Raw genomic sequence first — 19,259 nt, forward strand, 5'->3', positions numbered from 1 at the left:
TTTTTTCGGTAGGGTTTGTCTGAAACGAGCGTAGACTACCGGAAAAAAAGGGGACGTTGCGGGGAAATATGGTAGTTGTTTGTAGGAAAATAGTTACCTTTGTACGCTAAAAAGAAAGGAAGCGTTATGGCAATCTACTTAAACGATGTATCAAGGACTTTTGGCGAATATTTGCTGATTCCCGGTTTGACAACCAAACAGTGTATCCCCTCGAATGTTTCTTTGCGCACGCCGCTGGTGAAGTTTCGCAGTGACGAACAATCAGCGATCCACCTGAATATCCCCGTTGTTTCTGCAATTATGCAATCGGTATCCGGCCCCGAGCTGGCGATTGAACTGGCGCGAAACGGCGGGCTTTCTTTTATCTTCGGCTCGCAGACGATAGAGAACCAGGTAGAGATGGTACGTAAGGTAAAGAAATTCAAAGCAGGATTCGTGATCAGCGACTCCAATCTGACACCGGATCATACGCTGCGTGATGTCTTACGGTTGGTGGAAACAACCGGACATAATACGATCGGGGTGACCCACGATGGCACACCCAACGGTAAACTGCTCGGTATCGTGGCCAGCCGCGACTACCGGTTGGAGAAAGACTCGATGGACCGGCCGGTGAAAGATTTCATGACGCCGTTCTCCGAACTGATTGTCGGCCGGTTGGGGATGACCTTGTCGGAAGCCAATCAGATCATCTGGGACAATAAACTCAATACGCTTCCGATTATCGACGACGAACAATGTTTGCAATACTTCGTTTTCCGCAAAGACTACGATAGCCATAAAGACAATCCCTATGAACTCTCCGGCGCGGACAAGAAATTGCTGGTCGGCGCGGGCATCAATACCCGGGACTACCGCGAACGCGTACCTGCATTGGTAGAAGCCGGGGTAGATGTGTTGTGTATCGACTCATCGGACGGCTATTCCGAATGGCAATACGAAACGTTGCGTTGGATCAAAGAAACGTATGGCGATAAAGTCTTTGTCGGTGCCGGTAATGTGGTCGATGAAGAAGGATTTGTCTATCTGGCGGATGCCGGGGCCGACTTTATCAAGGTAGGTATCGGCGGCGGATCGATCTGTATCACCCGTGAACAGAAAGGTATCGGACGGGGACAGGCAACGGCATTGATCGATGTGGCACGTGCCCGCGATAACTATCAACGCAAGAAAGGCGTGTATATCCCGATCTGCAGTGATGGTGGTCTGGTGCACGATTATCATATGGTATTGGCCTTGGCCATGGGCGCCGACTTCCTGATGATGGGACGCTACTTTGCCCGCTTCGATGAGTCGCCGACGAAGAAACTGAAGATCGGTAATAACTTCGTGAAAGAATATTGGGGCGAAGGATCCAACCGGGCGAAGAACTGGCAACGCTACGATATGGGTGGCAGTGAATCGCTGAAGTTCGAAGAAGGCGTCGACAGCTATGTGCCCTATGCCGGTAAGATGAAAGACAATCTGGATCTGACGCTGGGCAAGATCAAAGCCACCATGTGCAGTTGCGGATCGATTACGATACAAGAGTTGCAACGCTTCTCCAAGATCACCCTCGTTTCCTCCACGAGCATTGTGGAAGGTGGGGCACACGATGTTATTCTGAAAGAATAACATCGTAAATTACGAATTACGAATTAAAAATTAAGCCGCGATGCAGTACAGTTATAGCATCGCGGCTTAATTTTTATGGTTCTTAATTCTTAATTTTTAATTCTTAATCTTTAATTTTTAATTCTTAATTCTTAATTGCCCCCGGCAATCCACTCCTCAGCCCGGGCCAGCGCTTCGGGCTTGCCGATATCCAATAAGCGTAGGTTCTCCGCGGGGTAGGCCTGTATCTGCGTATGGGCGCAGATGGAGAGATAGAAATTGATGATCGGGAACTTGCCCGTCCATTCGTCCATCCATTCAAAGACTTTGGGCGAGATCACATGGATGCCTCCGAAAGCATATTCGTTGTATTGCAACGGATCGAAGTCGGGGTAATACGATTTCACCTCGCCCGTCTCATGGTTTCGCCAGCCGCACAACAGATTCTTTTCGTTGAAAAGCAGGTAGCGGGAAGTGTTCCGTTTGCTCACCAGTAGGGTGGCCAGCGGATTGCTTTCCTTGTGCTGATTGTAGAGTTGTCTCAGATCCACATTCGAAAAGATATCCACATTGTGGACCAGGAACGGTTCTTTCCCGTCGAGAAACTGAATCGCTTTCTTTATGCCTCCCCCCGTATCGAGCAGGTAATCCCGTTCGTCGGAGATATCGATATGTACGCCGAAGTTGTTGTTTGCCGCCAGGAAATCAATAATCTGCTGGCCTTCGTGATGAATATTGATAACCAGCTGATCGAAACCCGCATCTTTCAGTTTCAGGATGATATGTTCCAGCATCGGTCTTCCGCCAATGGGGATCAAAGCTTTTGGGGTGTTGTCGGTTAGGGGCTTGAGTCGTGTTCCCATGCCCGCTGCGAAAATCATTGCTTTCATAGAGATGAATCGAATTGTTGTTCTATATTCTGTTCGCGGTGGACTAAATCTATTTTAATACCGAACTTCTGGTTCAGGTGTTCGGCCAGGCGTTGTGCGGAGTAGACGGACCGATGTTGTCCGCCGGTGCATCCGAAGCAAACCATAAGGTTCGAAAAGCCCCGGTCGATATAGCGTCTGACCGAAGAGTCGACGATCGTATAAATATGATTCAGAAACTCGGTGATCTCTCCGTCTTCTTCGAGGAAATGGATGACCGGTTCGTCCAGTCCGGTGAAATGGTTATACCGTTCGTACTTACCCGGGTTGTTGATCGCCCGGCAATCGAAGACAAAGCCACCGCCATTGCCGCTGGGATCGTTGGGGATGCCTTTCTTATAGGCGAAGCTCATGACTTTCACCTCCAGTGTACGTTTCTTGATGTCGTCGGAGAATTGTTTCAGCCCGACCAGTTCGCGCAGTACCCGGTACAAATAGGGATATTCCGGGTAGTCCTCGCGCAACAGTTGGCGCAGGTTGTCAATCGCAAAAGGAACACTCTGGATAAAGTGCGGCTTCTTCTCGAAATACCCCCGGAAGCCGTAAGCTCCCAATACCTGGAGGGTGCGGAAGAGGACGAAATGGCGCAGTTGCCCGGTGAAGTCATCCCGGTCGACAGTCGTATATTGCGAAAGCGAGTCCATGTAGACATTCAAGAGCTCGTTGCGCAGCCCTTCGGGGTAATTGGCTTTTGCCTGCCACAGGAAAGAGGCGATATCGTAGTACACCGGTCCCTTCCTTCCGCCTTGGAAATCAATAAACCAGGGCGCGTTGTCGCGGATCATGACGTTGCGCGACTGGAAGTCGCGATACATGAAGGTATGCGTCTTGTCGCGCAGCAATACCTCGCACATCTTCCGGAAATCATCTTCCAACCGGTCTTCCTGAAACTCCATACCGGTGGCTTTCAGGAAGCAATACTTGAAATAGTTCAGATCCCAGAGGATCGAACGCTCGTTGAACGACGGCTGGGGGTAACATTGATTGAAGTCGAGCCCTTCGGCACCTTTGAATTGGATTGTGGGTAATAAGGATATGGTCTTATGCAACAGGGAACGCTCGTTTTCATCGAACACACAGCTCTTGCGTCCTTTCTCTATGGCGTCGAATAAGAGCAGATCTCCCAGATCTTCCTGGATGTAGTAGAGAAAGTCCTCGGACCATCCGTACACTTTGGGGACAGGAATGCCTTTCTGCCCGAAATGAGATGCCATATACAGGAATGCTTTGTTCTCTTCCTGTGATGTTCCGCTGACGCCAACGACATGGGGCGAACCGGACAGCCTGAAGTAGCGCCGGTTTGAACCCGAAGAAGGCAGTTCTGTAATATCTGTAGCGGAAGATCCGAATAGCTGAGAGTATAGTCTATGCAGTTCTTCAGTGACCATTTGTTTTTGTGCTTTAAGGCTACTAAGATAAGGCTTTTCTTTACAAAGAAAAAGGAAGCTGTACCCAAATTAACTTAAACGCAGCGACGCGAAAGCGCAGAGTCTTTATTATCAATCATAAAGGAACTCCGCGCTTCCGCGTCGTGATGTTTATCTTGTGCGGGCTTAGAGAATACCCTGAGCCATCATGGCTTTGGATACTTTCATGAATCCGGCGATGTTGGCGCCTTTCACATAGTTGACGAAGCCGTCGGGTTGTGTCCCGTATTTGGTGCATTGCGTGTGGATAGACTTCATGATGCTATGCAACTTCTCATCCACTTCTTCGCGTGTCCAGTTGAGCTTCATCGCATTCTGTGTCATCTCCAGGCCGGAAGTGGCTACGCCTCCCGCGTTTGCCGCTTTACCCGGCGCGTACAGGATCTTTGCTTCCAGGAATGCATCGATGGCTTCCGGAGTAGAAGGCATATTGGCTCCTTCGGAAACAGCGATACAGCCGTTGGCCAACAGCGTGCGGGCGTCTTCGCCTGTCAGCTCGTTCTGCGTGGCGCTTGGCAGGGCGATATCACATTTCTCTGCCCAGGGGCGGGCGCCTTGTACGTACTTGCATCCGTACTGCTCGGCGTATTCCCGGATACGGCCGCGGTACAGGTTCTTCAACTCCATCACATACGCCAATTTCTCACTGTCGATACCCTCCGGATCGTAGATGTAGCCGTCGGAGTCGGAGAGAGTCACTACTTTGGCTCCCAGTTCGATCAGTTTCTCTACCGTATATTGGGCTACGTTACCCGAGCCGGAGACCGTAACCGTTTTGCCTTTGATATCGATATCGCGTGTTTTCAGCATTTCCTGCAGGAAGTACACATTGCCATAGCCCGTTGCTTCCGGACGAATCAGCGAACCACCGAATTCAATGCCTTTACCCGTGAAGGTGCCGGTATTCTCACGCGCCATCTTCTTGTACATACCATACATATAAGCGACTTCACGGCCACCCACGCCGATATCTCCGGCCGGAACATCCGTGTCGGGCCCGATATGGTGCCACAATTCCATCATCAATGCCTGGCAGAAACGCATGATCTCTGCATTTGATTTCCCTTTCGGATTGAAATCGGAACCGCCTTTGCCTCCACCCATCGGCAAGGTGGTCAGAGAGTTCTTGAAGGTTTGCTCGAAAGCAAGGAATTTCAGAATGGATTGGTTTACGGAAGCATGGAAACGCATTCCCCCTTTGTACGGCCCGATCGCGTTATTGTGCTGGATGCGATAAGCCATGTTGGTATGCACATTGCCTTTGTCGTCGGTCCAGGATACGCGGAACGAAAAGATACGGTCTGGAATACAAAGGCGTTCGATCAGGTTGTTTTTCTCAAATTCGGGGTGCTCGTTGTAAACTTCTTCGATAGATTCTAATACTTCTGCTACCGCCTGATGATACTCAGGTTCATTGGGAAACCTTCTTTTCAGGTTCTCTAAAACTTCTTTTGCCTTCATGATTGTAATTTAGAATGTTATACCTAATACTTCGGTCTGGAAAGACGATGCAAAGGTAAGTATTCTTTCGGTTCTTCCAAAGAAATGTAAGCAAAAATGAAAAATAAATATCATTTAGTTATAAAAAGAGGCGAAAAATAGCAAAAGGAGTTAGTCTTGGTTTCTTCTGTTCTTGTAGAGCGGAACGAACACAATGACAGCGGAGGCTACCAGGACGAATAATGTATAAAAGGTGATTTCACTGTATGCAAGCAGCATGTAGCACAATGTTCCCCAGAGGAGGATAATGCATACGGCTTGACTATTTGATATTTTTCTGCGTGCCATAGTTTCTTTTTGTCAGTTTTATTCGAAGAGTTTGGAGGCGTACACCAATACAGTCAGGCATACGGCAATCAGGATAAAGAAGAATAAGATTTGTTTCTCCAACGGAAGATTCCGTAAGAAAGGGATATGCCGGGTCCAGTTGGAAACGGTTTGCACCTGATCGGGCAGTTCGTCTTCACCGGGGATCTCATAGCCGTTTGCTTCCATCACTTCCATGGCCCGTTTCACGTCGCTTTCCAATACTTCGACACGTGCCCCGCCCATATCCGCCAGTCCGGCGAATACCTGCGTGGTGTATTCGTTGTTTATATAGCAGTCTATTTCTTCCGATTGCAGTAAAGAGACAAGCATGCGCGCTTGATCAACTTTGGAAAACCGTGCGATCTCAACCATTCTCTCTTCCATAGGAATTTGTATTAGGAGTTATGCAAAGAAAGTCGTTTTTGGGGAGACTGACAAGGGAAAAGCTTATAGTTTTATCTCATCGCCGGAGATGATGCCGTTCATGATGGCGTAGAAAGTCAGGCCCGAGACGGTTTTGATTGCCAGTTTGGCGGTGATATTCTTCCGGTGGGTGAGTACGGTGTTGAGGCTGATATTGAGTCTGTCGGCGATTTCTTTATTGGTTATTCCTTTCACGATCAGTTGCAAGACGTCCGTTTCACGCTGGGAGAGCTCTTTGTTGTTCTCGCCGGGCAGATTGAACGTGTTCTCCTGGGCGAAAAGCAACTGCAATTGTTCGATAATCGTTTCCGGCGAAGCATCCGGATACAGATAAAGGCCGTTATTCGCCGGGCAGGAGGGGTTGGGGGTAGGGGTGAGCACGATCGTTTTGTTTTTACGCGGCAGAAAGAAGTCGGCGTACAAGACAAAGTTATCCGCTGAGGTGAAGTAATAATCAAAGGTGTCGGTATTTTCTTTGTTCAGGCGGGCAAAGCAATCACAAAGCGTGATCTCCACCGGGGGGAAGTAGTCCGTCAGGATATGCTGCAATCCGAAACTTTGCAACGTGTCGGATAAGATAATGACTATTCGGCGGGGATGCGGCATCTTATCGGTTTAATTTTTCCATCGCGGCAACCATAGGAAGCAAGATCCGGTAACGGATCCGGTTGTGTTGGCGGATATCTTTCTCCAGACTGCTGATCGCGAAGATTACGGCATAACATAAGTTCTCGTCGTACTCTCCCGACAGGTGTTTGATCATAATGCCTTTCAGGTCGGACAACAAAGCTTCGATCGTGTCTTCTTCGTTCTCTTCGTTTTTCAGATTTAATTCTTTTTCGGTGGTTGGGTAGGAGTCCAGTTTCTCACTCAATGCCAGGCAATAGGGAAACCCACTTTCTTCATCCTTCCGGATACGGGCGGTCAGTTCTTCTTTGAACGAAGAGAAAAACTTCCCGATCAGGCTGAGGCTATGATTGCCGGGTGTGCTTTTGGAAATAAACAGACCCAGGTGGCGTTCGATATTGGGCAGTTGCGAACGGAGGTAATACTGATTGGTCTGGGTCAGGTAATCGATGATCTGCGAAGTGTGGAAAGTCTGCAACTTCTTCTCCGGAAAATACTCTTCGTTGAGGAAGGTATTAATCACCGTCAATACGAAGTCCGTATCCAGCGCATGGGCATCACAAATCGTTCTGACCGTTCGGTCGCCCAAACCCAGGCGGATGCCGAACCGGTTAAGAACAGGAATGAGTGAGGGGTATTCTTCCACCACCTCACTCATCTGTATATTAGGATATACTAATGGCATTTGATCAAGCTTCTTCCCATTGTTTACGTATCAGCTCGACAGCGGCAGGAAGCACAATGTTGCGATCTCCCTGACAGCCACATTCAAAGCTGACGTATTTGTTGTAACCAAGCATCTTCAAGCCTTTGAATCCGTTCACATAGTTATCGGCTTCCCCGTCTTCGCCCGGCATACTGCGGCGTTTACGGCTGGCGATATGTACGTGTTGCAGGTATTCTTTGCCGGCTGAAAGGAAAGCGCCCATATCACAGGTCTCTTCCCAGGTCATGTGCCAGAAGTCGCCCATACATTTCACACCCGGATTGTTGATATCCCGGCAGATCGATGCGGCATCAGCTACCTGACGCATATAGAACGCTTCTTTCCGGTTCAGCGGTTCAAAGATCACGGTCGTACCGTGTTCAACGGCGAACGTACCCATTTCGTTGAACTGTTCACAAAGGAAATCGCGTGTCTCCTGGGTGTGAGGCATAACCGGTTCCTGGCGATTGAAAGCCGGAACGATGATCACACCGGTAGAACCCAGCTCACCGGCGGCGGCCATGATCTCTTTCATCGTATCCATGCATTGCTTACGAATGGCAGGATCGGTAGAAAGGATGAATCCCTGGAAGCCGGCGCAGATCGCACTCAGCTTGATGTTACGTCCGTTCAGCGCGTCTTTGATCTCTTTCACCCGGCCGGCCAATCCGCGACCTCCCGGTTCGAAACCGACAACACCCAGCTTTTCCATATAGTCGAACTTCTCATTCAGGTCTTTTCCCGGAGCTGTTCCTTCCTGGAAAGATATTTTCAGTTCGGCTTTACTGCAGCAATCGCCTCCGCAACAGGTTTTCTCCTGCGGGTGGGCGTTCGATGCCAAAGCTGTGCCTCCCACAGCCGCTAATGCAGCTGTGGAAAGACTTGCTCTTAAAAAGTTTCTTCTGTCAAGAGCCATATGTTTTATTTTTTAGGAACATATGCATTCCCCGGGATAGCCACGGTGAATCCACTCATGTCCATCTTGCCCAGGTTCAGGTCTGACGGCATATAATCTAATGTAGACGCAGTCATCTGATCCCAAGTTGTTTCTTTACCGGTATAAGCCGATTCACGTCCCATGATCGCCATCATGTTCGGAATAGCGATTTCAGAAGCTTGTTCCAATGCTTTGTTCTGACGGATAGCGTTGATCCAGTTTACATGTTCCAATACATACGGATTGGTTTGTTTGTAAGTGGCTTTTTCTGCTTCGTGGTCGTATTTCCAAAGTACATTGCCTGCCAGGTCTTTGATCTCGTGGCCTGCGCTTGCCCATGAACCTTTGGTTCCCTGGATGAATTCGCTCACGTTATTCACACAACCGTCGATCTGACGACACATACTGTGCAGGTGGATACCGTTTTCCATCTTGAAGTCGATGCTGAAGTTGTCGTACTGGTCACCGGTCACACGGCGTTGACGCGAACCGAAACCTACGGCAGATACCGCTTTCAAGTTGCTGAACCAGGTAAATACGTCGATATTGTGTACGTGCTGTTCTACGATATGGTCGCCCGACAGCCATTTCCAGTTCACCCAGTCTTTGATCATCCATTCGCAGTCTGACCAAGCCGGCTGACGGTCACGATGCCACAGCTTACCACCGTTCCACCATACTACACCACCGGTGATTTCACCGATCATACCTTCCATCACTTTCTTGAAACCTTCCACGTAAGAACGTTGGTGGTGACGTTGCGTACCAGTGATTACACGCAGATTCTTAGCGGCAGCCTGTTTAGCGGTAGCCACGATCGTGCGATAACCAACGGGGTCAACACATACCGGTTTTTCCAGGAATGAATGTACTCCTTTTTCAGTAGCATATTGGAAATGGATCGGACGGAAGTTGGGAGGCGTTGCGATCAATACCACATCAATCCCACTGTCGATTACTTTCTTATAGGCATCTAATCCCACAAAACGATGCGTTTCAGGAACATCAACGCCTTTGTCAGCTTTCAGTTTGTCTGCCAATTTGTCTACCTGCTCTTTGAATGTGTCGCCAATGGCAATGATAGTCACACCATTCGCTGCATTCAGGAAGTCGAACGCTGCACCTGAACCACGGCCACCGCAACCGATCACACCGGCTTTCAGTTCTTTACCGTCTGTTGCCAGGTCAGGCAATTCGGGGATGTAATACGTACCCGCTTCTCTTATAGGCTTCATAGCCGGTTCTTTTGATCCTCCGTCACAAGAGGTTAACACAGATGCTGCGCCACCGGTTCCGATCACGCCTAAAGCACCGGCTGCTGCCGAGCTTTTCAAAAAGGTTCTTCTACTTACTTTTTTCATGATAACACTATATTAAAAAGATTATAAATGATGAATTATTAATTCTTAATTCTTAAAGTCCTACTGATCCCGGTTCGCAAACCACCCGGAAACCAATGCCCCGGATATCGGAGTACCACCAGATGCTCTTGGGCTGTTGCGGGTCGGTCTTCAACCACTGGTCGTGCTTCGTGAAGTCGCGAGCGGCTACCCGTACGTCGGCGGCATCAGAAGTATAGTTACCTCCGCGCACGACCCACTCTTCGCCTTCGGTAGCCAATGGATCCGTAACGCTTTCCGCCGTCTTGGCGTAGGCTTCCGGACTGTATTTGTCGGCACAATACTCCATGACGTTACCCAGCATGTTCTTCAAGCCGAACGGATTGGCCTTGACGGCCGACGGTTCCTGCGTGCGGTTTTTGCTGTTGGCGCCGTAGATCACATATTCGGAGATCGGTTCCGTCTTGGCGGCTATAAACTTACGCATAAAGCCTTCGCCGGAGAAATCTTTCGGATTGCCTTCGAAGAAATACGGAGTTTCCGTGCCACCTCTTGCCGCATATTCCCATTCGGCTTCGGTCGGCAGGCGATACTTCTTGCCCGTCTGCATCGACAACCACTGACAGAACGTCTCGGCGGCGTAGTGCGTCATCGTGATGGCCGGACGATCGCCCGATCCCCAACCCTGGTCGGGGAATCCGAACGGTGGTGTCGGTCCGGAGATCGCATCCACGTCGGGGTCGCTATTGTTAGCATAGACATCGGCGGGAAGGGTTCGTCCTTCGCTCATCGTTTGTCCGTAGAATGCCCAGAACTGATCCCAGGTCACTTCCACTTCAGCCATAAAGAACGGGCTAACGGTTACATTACGTACCGGTGCTTCGTCTGCTTTGTGGAACGCTTCTTTCGCGGGGCTACCCATCCGGAAGCTGCCTCCCGGCACGGCGATCATATTAAACGATACGGCCGTTCCCGGCACCTCTTCGGTATAGTTTTCGAAGCTGGTCACTACGGTGGCTTCCTTGAAATACATACTCGGATCGACTACCGCACCGCCGTCCTGCCCGGGGATACCGGTCAATTTGCCGTGTGTGTAGTTCGGATTGTGATGTCCCACGTCGAGATGGCAACTGATACATTGCAGATCGAGTTTCTTCTCGTTTTCGTCGTAATAAAGATGCGCCGTGATCCCGTCGGGCGTGATGCCTTCGGGGAACAGGTTCTGATGGCACTCCTTACACGATTGGTTGGGAATGTATTTGACGGCGTGCTCCAATTCGGACTTGAGGTCCCAGTCGAAGTCGGCACTGTCCTTGGTGAAATACCCCCAGGCATCCTTCAGCCCGAGTTGCAGTTTCGCCGTATAATGATCCCAGGTATCGTTCTTGGGCGGCAGGTGACAGTCCACGCAGTGCACTTTCACCCCGCTGCCGTTATTGACGTGAGTAGAGATCTTCCAGCTGTCTTCGACATGGGGATGCACGTGGCACATCATGCACGATTCGTCGGTCGAGAAATAGACCGAAGTCAGGTAGGCTGCCGCCACTACGCCCATGCCCAAAACTAAACCGACAAGGAATATAAATGGTTTCTTCTTAAAGAAGCTTTTTTTTCTATCAGATGAATTTCGCCTGGAAAACTTTTTACTTACCATTTGCTCAGTGTGTATTCAATTCTAAATCAATTCGTACCAGATTGTAAATCGGCAATAAAAGTAATGTTTTCCTGTAGATAAAGAAAGAAGAACCCTTTATTTTAACGTTAAATGTTCCAAAATGCATTTTTTTTGTGCCATTTCCTTATTTCTTCCTTTCCAATCACTCGATAATCAGTGGCAGTATCTGTAGATCTTTGTCGGCAGAAGAGCTTCCGAAGAGCACCTGATAATTACCCGGACGTACGGCCATCGTTTGTGTTTGATCGTCAAAAGTCTGGAATACCTTCGGTTCCAGAGAGATCTTGATCGTTTCCGTCTGACCGGCTTTCACCTGTACCCGTTTGAAGGCCTTCAAGGCTTTGAGCGGTTCTTCGGGATGATCGGGGTATCTCACATACAATTGAACCACCTCGTCGCCATCTGTTTTTCCGGTATTCGACAGGTCTACGCTGAAAGTAACCGATTGGTCTTTCTTGATTTTATCCTGCGATAGCTTTCCGTTCTGATACGCGAAAGTCGTATAGCTTAAGCCGTAGCCAAACGGATAGAGCGGCGTTTGCGTCATGTAGCGGTAGGTACGTCCTTTCATCTGATAGTTTTCAAAGTCGGGCAACTGATCTGCCGACTGATAGAAGGTGACGGGCAAACGTCCGGCGGGGTTATAATCGCCGAACAATACGTCGGCAACAGCCGTTCCCGCTTCCTGTCCGCCATACCAGGCGTTGAGGATCGCATCGAGGTTCGACTCTTCCCAGTTAAGCGCCAGCGCGCTGCCGGTACATACTATATAAACGACAGGCTTGCCGGTTGCTTTCAATGCCTGGATCATCTCTCTTTGCACCTTGGGAATCTCGATATTGGTTCGGTCGCCTTTGCGGAACCCATCCGCATCGACCGGCATCTCTTCCCCCTCGAGGCGCGGAGAGATACCGCCCACGAAGACGATCACATCCGCCTCTTTGGCTTTGGCGGCTGTCGCCCGATAGTTAACCGGCTCTTTCACGCCCACGAAGAAATTGAGGTTGGCCTCGCCTCTCTTCTGGATATATTCGATCCGGATCGGATATTTCTCCCCTTCTTTTGCCTGGAGCGTGTAGGTACACTCGCCACCGTATTCGTTCGACCATACTTCGGCCACCTTTTCTTCGCCGATAAATAAGCGGAAACCGTCATTGCCTGAAATCTTCATCTGGATATCCCCGGACAAAGGAGCGGTGAATTCGCCGGTGAAGCGGGCGGTGAAATCGGTGAGGTTCACAAGCGGCGCGAACTGGGTGTTTCCGCCGGTCGTATAGTGTAACTCCTTAGCCAGCCCTTCATATACCGGAGTCCCTTCGAGTTCCGTATTATTATAGAATGTGGAAACAAATCCTTGTCCGGCCGGAGAAGAGATATGATTGCCCAGGTCGATCATCACAAAGTCATCCGTATGGTTGCAGCCCAACTCATAGATGACTTCGGCGTTCGGTACTTTGTTTTGTATACCTTCCAGGATCGTAACGGTCTTTGTCGGGAAGCCATTGTAGTTGGCCCACAGCATGGTCGAGTCTGCCGCGTTCGGACCGACCACCGCGATCTTCCGGATCTCTTTATTTAAAGGTAAGAGCTGCTTTTCATTTTTTAAGAGGACGATACTCTTGCGTGCCATCTCCAAAGCCTGGGCCACGTGCTTCGGACTTTCCACCACGCTATACGGGATTTGTGCGTAGGGCACCCGGTCGTCGGGATCGAACATACCCAGTTCGAAGCGGCCTTTCAACAGGCGGCGCAGGGAAACGTTCAGTTGCTCTTCGGTGATCAACCCCTTTTCCAGTCCTTCCTTCAGGGCGCGGTAGCTGCTGCCGCATTCCAGATCGGTACCCGTCAGTACGGCATCGGCCGAAGCGGTTGCCGCGTCCGGATGCGTCTCGTGGCGAGGGGTGCGTGGGTCTTTGCGCCAGAAATCATCGATCGCACCACAGTCGGAAAGGATGATATCTTCATAGCCCCAGTCGTTACGCAGGATATCCACCAACAGGCGGTCGCTGCTGCAGCAGGGCGTACCCTCGAAGCGGTTATAGGCGCACATCACCTCCTGCACGTCGCCTTCTTTCACCAGCGCTTCGAAAGCCGGAAGGTAGGTGGTCCACAGGTCGCGGGGCGAAGACTCGGCGTTATATTCATGGCGGTTCCATTCCGGACCGCTATGTACGGCATAATGCTTGGCGCAGGCGTGGGTCTTGAAATAGTTCGGATCGTCGCCTTGCAGGCCGCGCACCACCGCCAGTCCCATGCGTTCCGTCAGGTAAGGATCTTCACCATAGGTCTCCATGCCTCGTCCCCAGCGGGGATCGCGGAAGATATTGATGTTAGGCGTCCAGAAAGTCAATCCTTTATACCGGTCGTACTCGCCGTCGCGTTGATACTGGTGGTATTTCGCCCGCGCTTCGTCGCTGATCATCGTAAAGGTTTCCAGTAAAGCCTCCTCGTCGAAAGTTGCCGCCATGGCGATCGATTGCGGAAAGACAGTCGCTTTCCCCGCCCGCGCTACCCCATGAAGCGCTTCGTTCCACCAGTCGTAAGCCGGAATACCCAATCGCTCGATCGCCGGCGTCTGATTCATCATCTGCTGTATTTTCTCCTCTGTCGTCAGCCTTGCCAACAGATCTTCGATCCGCTCTTCCTGCGGCAGATCCGGATTCCGGAACGGAAATTCATACTTGGATTGGCATCCCGTAACTATCGCGATCAAGCATAAAGCAGCTAAAAAGTGATTGATTTTCATGTTCTGTGATTTTTTCTGCAAATATAATAATTCTTACAACTATTCAACCATTCCTAACCGCCCTTACCGTCATTTCAATGCCTATAAAACATCGGTGTTTTGTTCGCAAAACATTGCACTTTCGTTTCCAAAACATTGCGCTTTTGCAAACGAAAGCGCAATGTTTTGGAAACGAAAGAGGTTATCGAATATTTCGATAACCTCTTTCGCTGTCTTATGCCTTTCGCTTTTAGCTTCCGGCTTTGCTCAGGTCGTATCCGGCTTTGAGGGCTTTGAGGTTCATGTCGACGATCTCTTCGCCTTTGCGTCCGAAGATGCGGCGGATACCGTCTTCGAGTTTACTGTATTCGATGGGGATGAAAGGAGCGGCGGCGCCCAGCATCACGATGTTTGCCGAACGGGCTGATCCGGCCTCTTTGGCAACCGATTCCACGTCGAGCACCACTTTATGGGGTAATTTATCCAGTTCGGCGCGAACCTTTTCGATCTCCGGGTAATTCGGGATATTGATGAACGGTTCGGAATTGGTCACCAGCCAGCCGTCCTTTTTGAGGTAAGGCAGGTAACGCAGACTTTCCATCGGCTCCAACGAAACGATCAGGTCGGCTTGTCCCAACGCGATCAGGTCGGATGCGATCGGACGGTCGGAGATACGCAGATTCGACTGTACGTCTCCGCCGCGCTGACTCATGCCGTGCACTTCGGCTTGTTTCATATATAAACCGTCTTCTAAGGCCGCTTCGCCAATCACGGCGGCAATGGAGAGGATCCCTTGTCCTCCGACTCCGGCTAAAATAATATCGATCTTCATTTCTTTATTGCTTTTTTCTTACGGGTTAATGTCTGGATACACTCACGACGCGGGATGATCACGGATACCCCTTTGTATTCGATCTCTTCGCGGATAATAGATTTCATCTCTTCGTAGTTCTTCTTCAATGGGATCATTACCCGGATATGTTCCGGCTCAACACCGATGCCGGCACAGATCGCTTCCAGGCGGCCGGTGCCCGCGGAGTCTTGTCCGCCGGTCATTGCCGTGGTTTCGTTGTCGGAGATGATAATGGTGATATGTGTTTTTTCATTGACACAATCCAACAGGCCGGTCATGCCCGAATGGGTGAACGTAGAGTCGCCGATCACGGACACCGCCGGGAAAAGGCCGGCATCTGTCGCTCCTTTAGCCATGGTGATGGACGCGCCCATATCGATGCAACTGTCGATCGCGCGGAAAGGAGGCAGAGCGCCCAGGGTGTAACAGCCGATATCGCTGAATACCTTCGCCGCCCCGTTGTATTCGAGTAATACTTCGTTCAACGCTTCGTACACATCCCGGTGTCCGCAGCCCTGACACAAAGCAGGAGGACGCTGTTCGACGACTTCCGGTATGGGGTAGTAGCTTTGGATTTCTTTGCCTAAAGCCCGGCCAACGGTATCCGGATTGAGCTCGCCGTCGCGTTGCAATGTGCCGTCGAGGCGGCCGTGCACCGTAATGCCTTTGCCCAGATAGCCTTTGAGCTGCTCTTCAACGATGGGGAAACCTTCTTCCAGTACCAATATCTCTTTGCACTCGGTGGTGATCTTTTCGATCATCTTCCGGGGCAATGGATACTGTGTGATCTTCAATACCGGATATTCAAAGCCTTCGGGATAGTTCTCCGAGAGGTAATTGAAAGCGATACCGGTGGTGATGATACCCCGTTCTTTGTTGGGTGCATCGAAGTATTGGTTGTAACCCGCTGTTTCGGAAACATCGGTGAATGTCTTTTGGGCTTCCAATAATGTCTTATACCGTTTGCGCGCCAAAGCGGGCAACAGGATAAAGCGCTGGCGTCCGTCTTCCGGCGTATGCAATGTATTCTCTGCTTTCTGTGGGCGGGTCACTACGCCGGCGCGGGAATGTGCCATGCGGGTGGTGATGCGCAACAGAATGGGATAACCCAGTTTCTCAGACAGTTCGAAGCCGTCGTATACCATATCGTATGCCTCCTGCTGATTGGAAGGTTCCAACATCGGGATCATCGCGAAGTTGCCATATACGCGGTTGTCCTGCTCGTTCTGCGACGAGTGCATGGAAGGGTCGTCGGCCGTGATGATAATCATCCCACCGTTGATACCGCTCATGGCGGCGTTCATAAAGCAGTCGGCGGCTACATTGAGCCCCACATGTTTCATGCAACAGAGTGTACGTTTGCCGGCATAGCTCATGCCCAGGGCCGTCTCCATTGCTGTCTTCTCATTGACACTCCATTTGCTGTGTATGCCTCTTTCCTTCGCGATCGGAGAGGCTTGGATGTATTCCGTAATTTCGGTTGAAGGGGTTCCCGGGTAAGCATATACTCCGGAAAGTCCGGCGTCGATCGCCGCCTGGGCAATCGCTTCATCCCCTAAGAAAAGATGTTTCTCCATTAATTGATGTCTATAGTGTTTATTTAATTTGGTATTTCGGCAAAGATAGCTTTTTATCGACAATTCTACCTAATATTTCGGCGATTGAGTTCGGTGCGGTAGCGGTTGGCGTTCCGGTTGTGCTCCGTCAGGGTAGTGGCGAAGTTGTGCCGTCCCGAGAAATCCTCTTTGGCTACCATATAGAGGTAGTTGTGTTTCGTGTAATTCAGTACGGCGTTCAATCCCTGTATGCTGGGGATGCGAAGTGGTCCCGGCGGCAATCCGGCGTAGATATAGGTGTTGTAAGGCGAATCGATCTCCAGGTGCGCGTACAGGATGCGTTGCAGGGCGAAATCACCCACGGCGTATTTGACCGTCGGATCGGCCTGAAGCAGCATACCCCGGTGCAGGCGGTTGATATATAATCCGGCGACGATCGGGAACTCCTCGGCTACGGCTGTCTCTTCTTCGACGATCGAAGCGAGCACGGCCACTTCGACCGGGCTCAGTCCGATGGCTTTGGCCTTGGCGCGGCGGTTCTCGTTCCAGAACGTATCGTATTCCTTTTTCATCCGTTCAATCAGGCGGTCGGGCGAGATATTCCAATAGATTTCATAGGTGTTGGGGATAAACATCGCGCGGATCGTTTCGGTGGTAAAGCCCAACGAATCGCAATAAGCCGGATCGCTCAGGCGCGTGAGGATATCGTCGGCCGTAAGCATCAGTTGCTCGTCGAGCCGGCGCGCCAGGTCGTCCAGGAAGCGTACATTATTAAAGGTAATACGCGTCGGAGTCTGCTGCCCTTTGCGCAGTATGTTCACCAGTTCCCAGCTACTCATGCCGGGTGTCACGGCATATCGCCCGGTCTTCATATTCTCCGGATAATCCAGGGCCATTGCCATAGCGGCAAACAATCCCACTTCATTGGCCGCAACGGAATCTTTGAGGAAGTTGACGAACTCCTCAAATTCGGTCTCTTTCTCAATATATATATAGGTCGTTTCTTCCGGATGGAACCGGGAAGCCTGGAAAGCCCGGACGACGGAAACGACTATGCTGGCTACGATCAGCAGTACAATGATTAATACGCCGATATCTCTTTTCTGTCTTTTGGAACGCTCTGTTTTACCCATAGAATTATAATCCTTTGACTATCAGAATGAGTCACAAAAGTAGTATCTTTTTCTTTAAAAATAGCCCGCAAAGTCTTTGTTTATTAAAAAATAGACCTATCTTTGCAGCGCAATTCCTGCTACATGGGATTTGTTGGAAGTGTGGGTGAGTGGCTGAAACCACCAGTTTGCTAAACTGACGATATCGCAAGGTATCCGCGAGTTCGAATCTCGCCGCTTCCGCTGAAAAGCTGTCAATCGACAGCTTTTTTTGTTTCCGGCCGTTTGTTTTTACTGCCGCACCGGCTTGATTTTCTGGATCACCCCGGATCACCGCCATAATACCCACTCGAATTTCGAATCCACAACTTTCTGGAGTGATCCCTTATAAGGCATTGAAAATGAGATGTTAATATTCTCTTCAGAAACTACCGGTAGTTTGCGCACCAACTACCGGTAGTTTGGCGACAAACTATTAGTAGTTTGCGCGCAAAGTACCGGTAGTTTGAAAAATAGAGGGCTGAAACGATTTGGGAATCTCTTCCAGATCGTGAAAAAACGCCGGCAGCCCTTTGAAAAAGGCCGGCGGCCTTTTAGAAAACCCTGCCGGCCTTTTCGGTAAAGGAGGCGGCTTGGGCTGTCAAATGGCATATGTTAACAAATGCAAATGGCAAACAGCGGTAAACCGATCATCCCGAACATAGTTTTTCATTTTTTTACTTACATCATACAGCCGGGACAGGCAACAATGTTAAATGGATCACTGCCGAGGCTCGCCAACAGGTACCAGAAAGTTACTTACAGGAATTTTAGTGTTTTTCCGGCTATTCGAAATGGCTATATGATTGATATACAGATGCGAAAGAAAATCCTGTATGATGTAAGTAAAAAAACGAAAAACTCTGTTCGGAGGGTATTTTTGGGGTTTCTGTTCTTCCCGGTATTAAAGTATAACATTGAGCAGGGATGATAATAGATTGTATCCTTGATCGCTCAGATGTAAGCCGTCGTAGAAGTAATGGGGATTCGCATTGCCTTCTTCATCCGTGAAATGATCGTAGACATCCAGGAAAAGGATGTTGTCGTAGGGGGCGAATGCTTCTTTGAGTTTGGCGTTTAACTGTTTGATTTCCTGGTTGATCGTCGGGCGCTCTCCGGTCAGGGTGCGGGGCAGGAGAGAGATGACGATATTTTTTTTGCCTCCCAGTGAATCGATCAATCGGAGGTAGCAATCGGTAAAATCCAGATAAAAATTTGCCGGAAGGAAAGAAACGGAGCCCAGGTTGTTTGTCCCGATCAGAAAAACAACCGTCTTGTTTGCCGCATCGATCTCCCAGGTCAGCGCTTCTTCCAGTCTGGCGCCCGATATCCCTTTCTTTTCTGTCTGATAGGTGGGGAAGCATTTGTTTGTTTTCCAGCCTTCGACCAGGGAGTCGCCGACGAAAACAACCGGTTCGCCATCGTTCTCTTCGTTACAGGAGATGAGAAACAGGGGGAGTAGCAATAGAATAAGGTATCTACTGATGGGTATTTCCATAAGATTAAAT

Annotated in this window: 15 protein-coding genes and 1 tRNA gene; 2 read left to right on the top strand and 14 right to left on the bottom strand. The window is 50.0% G+C overall.

What is annotated here, in order from left to right; genetic code table 11:
- Window positions 1–126: 126 nt before the first annotated feature.
- A complete protein-coding gene (locus M2133_RS00960; RefSeq protein ID WP_277464085.1) occupies window positions 127–1,614 on the top strand; it encodes an IMP dehydrogenase in 1,488 nt (495 codons plus the stop codon).
- Between the two features lie 131 nt (window positions 1,615–1,745).
- Here the strand turns inward: M2133_RS00960 and M2133_RS00965 are convergent, their stop codons facing one another.
- The 13 genes from M2133_RS00965 to mltG all read right to left on the bottom strand — a co-directional run bounded on the left by M2133_RS00965 (window position 1,746) and on the right by mltG (window position 17,733).
- Window positions 1,746–2,483, bottom strand: a complete 738-nt coding sequence (locus tag M2133_RS00965) for a nucleotidyltransferase family protein (protein ID WP_277464086.1) — start codon at window positions 2,481–2,483, stop codon at window positions 1,746–1,748.
- Complete coding sequence (locus M2133_RS00970; protein ID WP_277464087.1) at window positions 2,480–3,910, bottom strand: RNase adapter RapZ; 1,431 nt, start codon at window positions 3,908–3,910, stop codon at window positions 2,480–2,482. The genes M2133_RS00965 and M2133_RS00970 overlap by 4 nt, the downstream gene beginning before the upstream one ends.
- A 165-nt stretch (window positions 3,911–4,075) precedes the next feature.
- A complete protein-coding gene (locus tag M2133_RS00975; protein WP_277464088.1) occupies window positions 4,076–5,410 on the bottom strand; it encodes an NADP-specific glutamate dehydrogenase in 1,335 nt (444 codons plus the stop codon).
- 345 nt (window positions 5,411–5,755) lie between these two features.
- On the bottom strand, window positions 5,756–6,142 hold the full coding sequence (locus tag M2133_RS00980) for a DUF2007 domain-containing protein (protein ID WP_277464089.1): 387 nt from the start codon (window positions 6,140–6,142) through the stop codon (window positions 5,756–5,758).
- Between the two features lie 63 nt (window positions 6,143–6,205).
- A complete protein-coding gene (locus tag M2133_RS00985; RefSeq protein WP_277464090.1) occupies window positions 6,206–6,787 on the bottom strand; it encodes a response regulator transcription factor in 582 nt (193 codons plus the stop codon).
- Between the two features lies 1 nt (window position 6,788).
- On the bottom strand, window positions 6,789–7,493 hold the full coding sequence (locus tag M2133_RS00990) for a helix-turn-helix transcriptional regulator (RefSeq protein WP_277464091.1): 705 nt from the start codon (window positions 7,491–7,493) through the stop codon (window positions 6,789–6,791).
- 4 nt (window positions 7,494–7,497) lie between these two features.
- On the bottom strand, window positions 7,498–8,430 hold the full coding sequence (locus tag M2133_RS00995; RefSeq protein ID WP_277464092.1) for a sugar phosphate isomerase/epimerase: 933 nt from the start codon (window positions 8,428–8,430) through the stop codon (window positions 7,498–7,500).
- 5 nt (window positions 8,431–8,435) lie between these two features.
- A complete protein-coding gene (locus M2133_RS01000; RefSeq protein WP_277464093.1) occupies window positions 8,436–9,812 on the bottom strand; it encodes a Gfo/Idh/MocA family oxidoreductase in 1,377 nt (458 codons plus the stop codon).
- Between the two features lie 52 nt (window positions 9,813–9,864).
- Window positions 9,865–11,445 (bottom strand): SUMF1/EgtB/PvdO family nonheme iron enzyme, encoded by a 1,581-nt coding sequence (locus tag M2133_RS01005; protein ID WP_277464094.1) that lies wholly within the window; start codon window positions 11,443–11,445, stop codon window positions 9,865–9,867.
- A gap of 163 nt (window positions 11,446–11,608) precedes the next feature.
- Window positions 11,609–14,212, bottom strand: a complete 2,604-nt coding sequence (gene xyl3A, locus M2133_RS01010) for a xylan 1,4-beta-xylosidase (RefSeq protein WP_277464095.1) — start codon at window positions 14,210–14,212, stop codon at window positions 11,609–11,611.
- Between the two features lie 229 nt (window positions 14,213–14,441).
- A complete protein-coding gene (locus M2133_RS01015) occupies window positions 14,442–15,023 on the bottom strand; it encodes an indolepyruvate oxidoreductase subunit beta (RefSeq protein ID WP_277464096.1) in 582 nt (193 codons plus the stop codon).
- Window positions 15,020–16,621: a thiamine pyrophosphate-dependent enzyme gene (locus M2133_RS01020; RefSeq protein WP_277464097.1), complete on the bottom strand. Its 1,602-nt coding sequence runs from the start codon at window positions 16,619–16,621 to the stop codon at window positions 15,020–15,022. Before M2133_RS01020 ends, M2133_RS01015 begins: the two co-directional genes overlap by 4 nt.
- A 65-nt stretch (window positions 16,622–16,686) precedes the next feature.
- Window positions 16,687–17,733, bottom strand: a complete 1,047-nt coding sequence (mltG, locus tag M2133_RS01025) for an endolytic transglycosylase MltG (protein ID WP_277464098.1) — start codon at window positions 17,731–17,733, stop codon at window positions 16,687–16,689.
- Between the two features lie 135 nt (window positions 17,734–17,868).
- Between mltG and M2133_RS01030 the strand changes: the two genes are divergently transcribed.
- A tRNA-Ser gene (locus tag M2133_RS01030) sits at window positions 17,869–17,955 on the top strand.
- 700 nt (window positions 17,956–18,655) lie between these two features.
- On the opposite strand, the gene M2133_RS01035 is transcribed toward M2133_RS01030, so the two are convergent.
- Window positions 18,656–19,249, bottom strand: a complete 594-nt coding sequence (locus M2133_RS01035; protein ID WP_277464099.1) for a GDSL-type esterase/lipase family protein — start codon at window positions 19,247–19,249, stop codon at window positions 18,656–18,658.
- Between the last annotated feature and the right edge of the window lie 10 nt (window positions 19,250–19,259).

Source organism: Parabacteroides sp. PF5-6, from assembly GCF_029504695.1.
Taxonomy (GTDB): Bacteria; Bacteroidota; Bacteroidia; order Bacteroidales; family Tannerellaceae; genus QVMG01.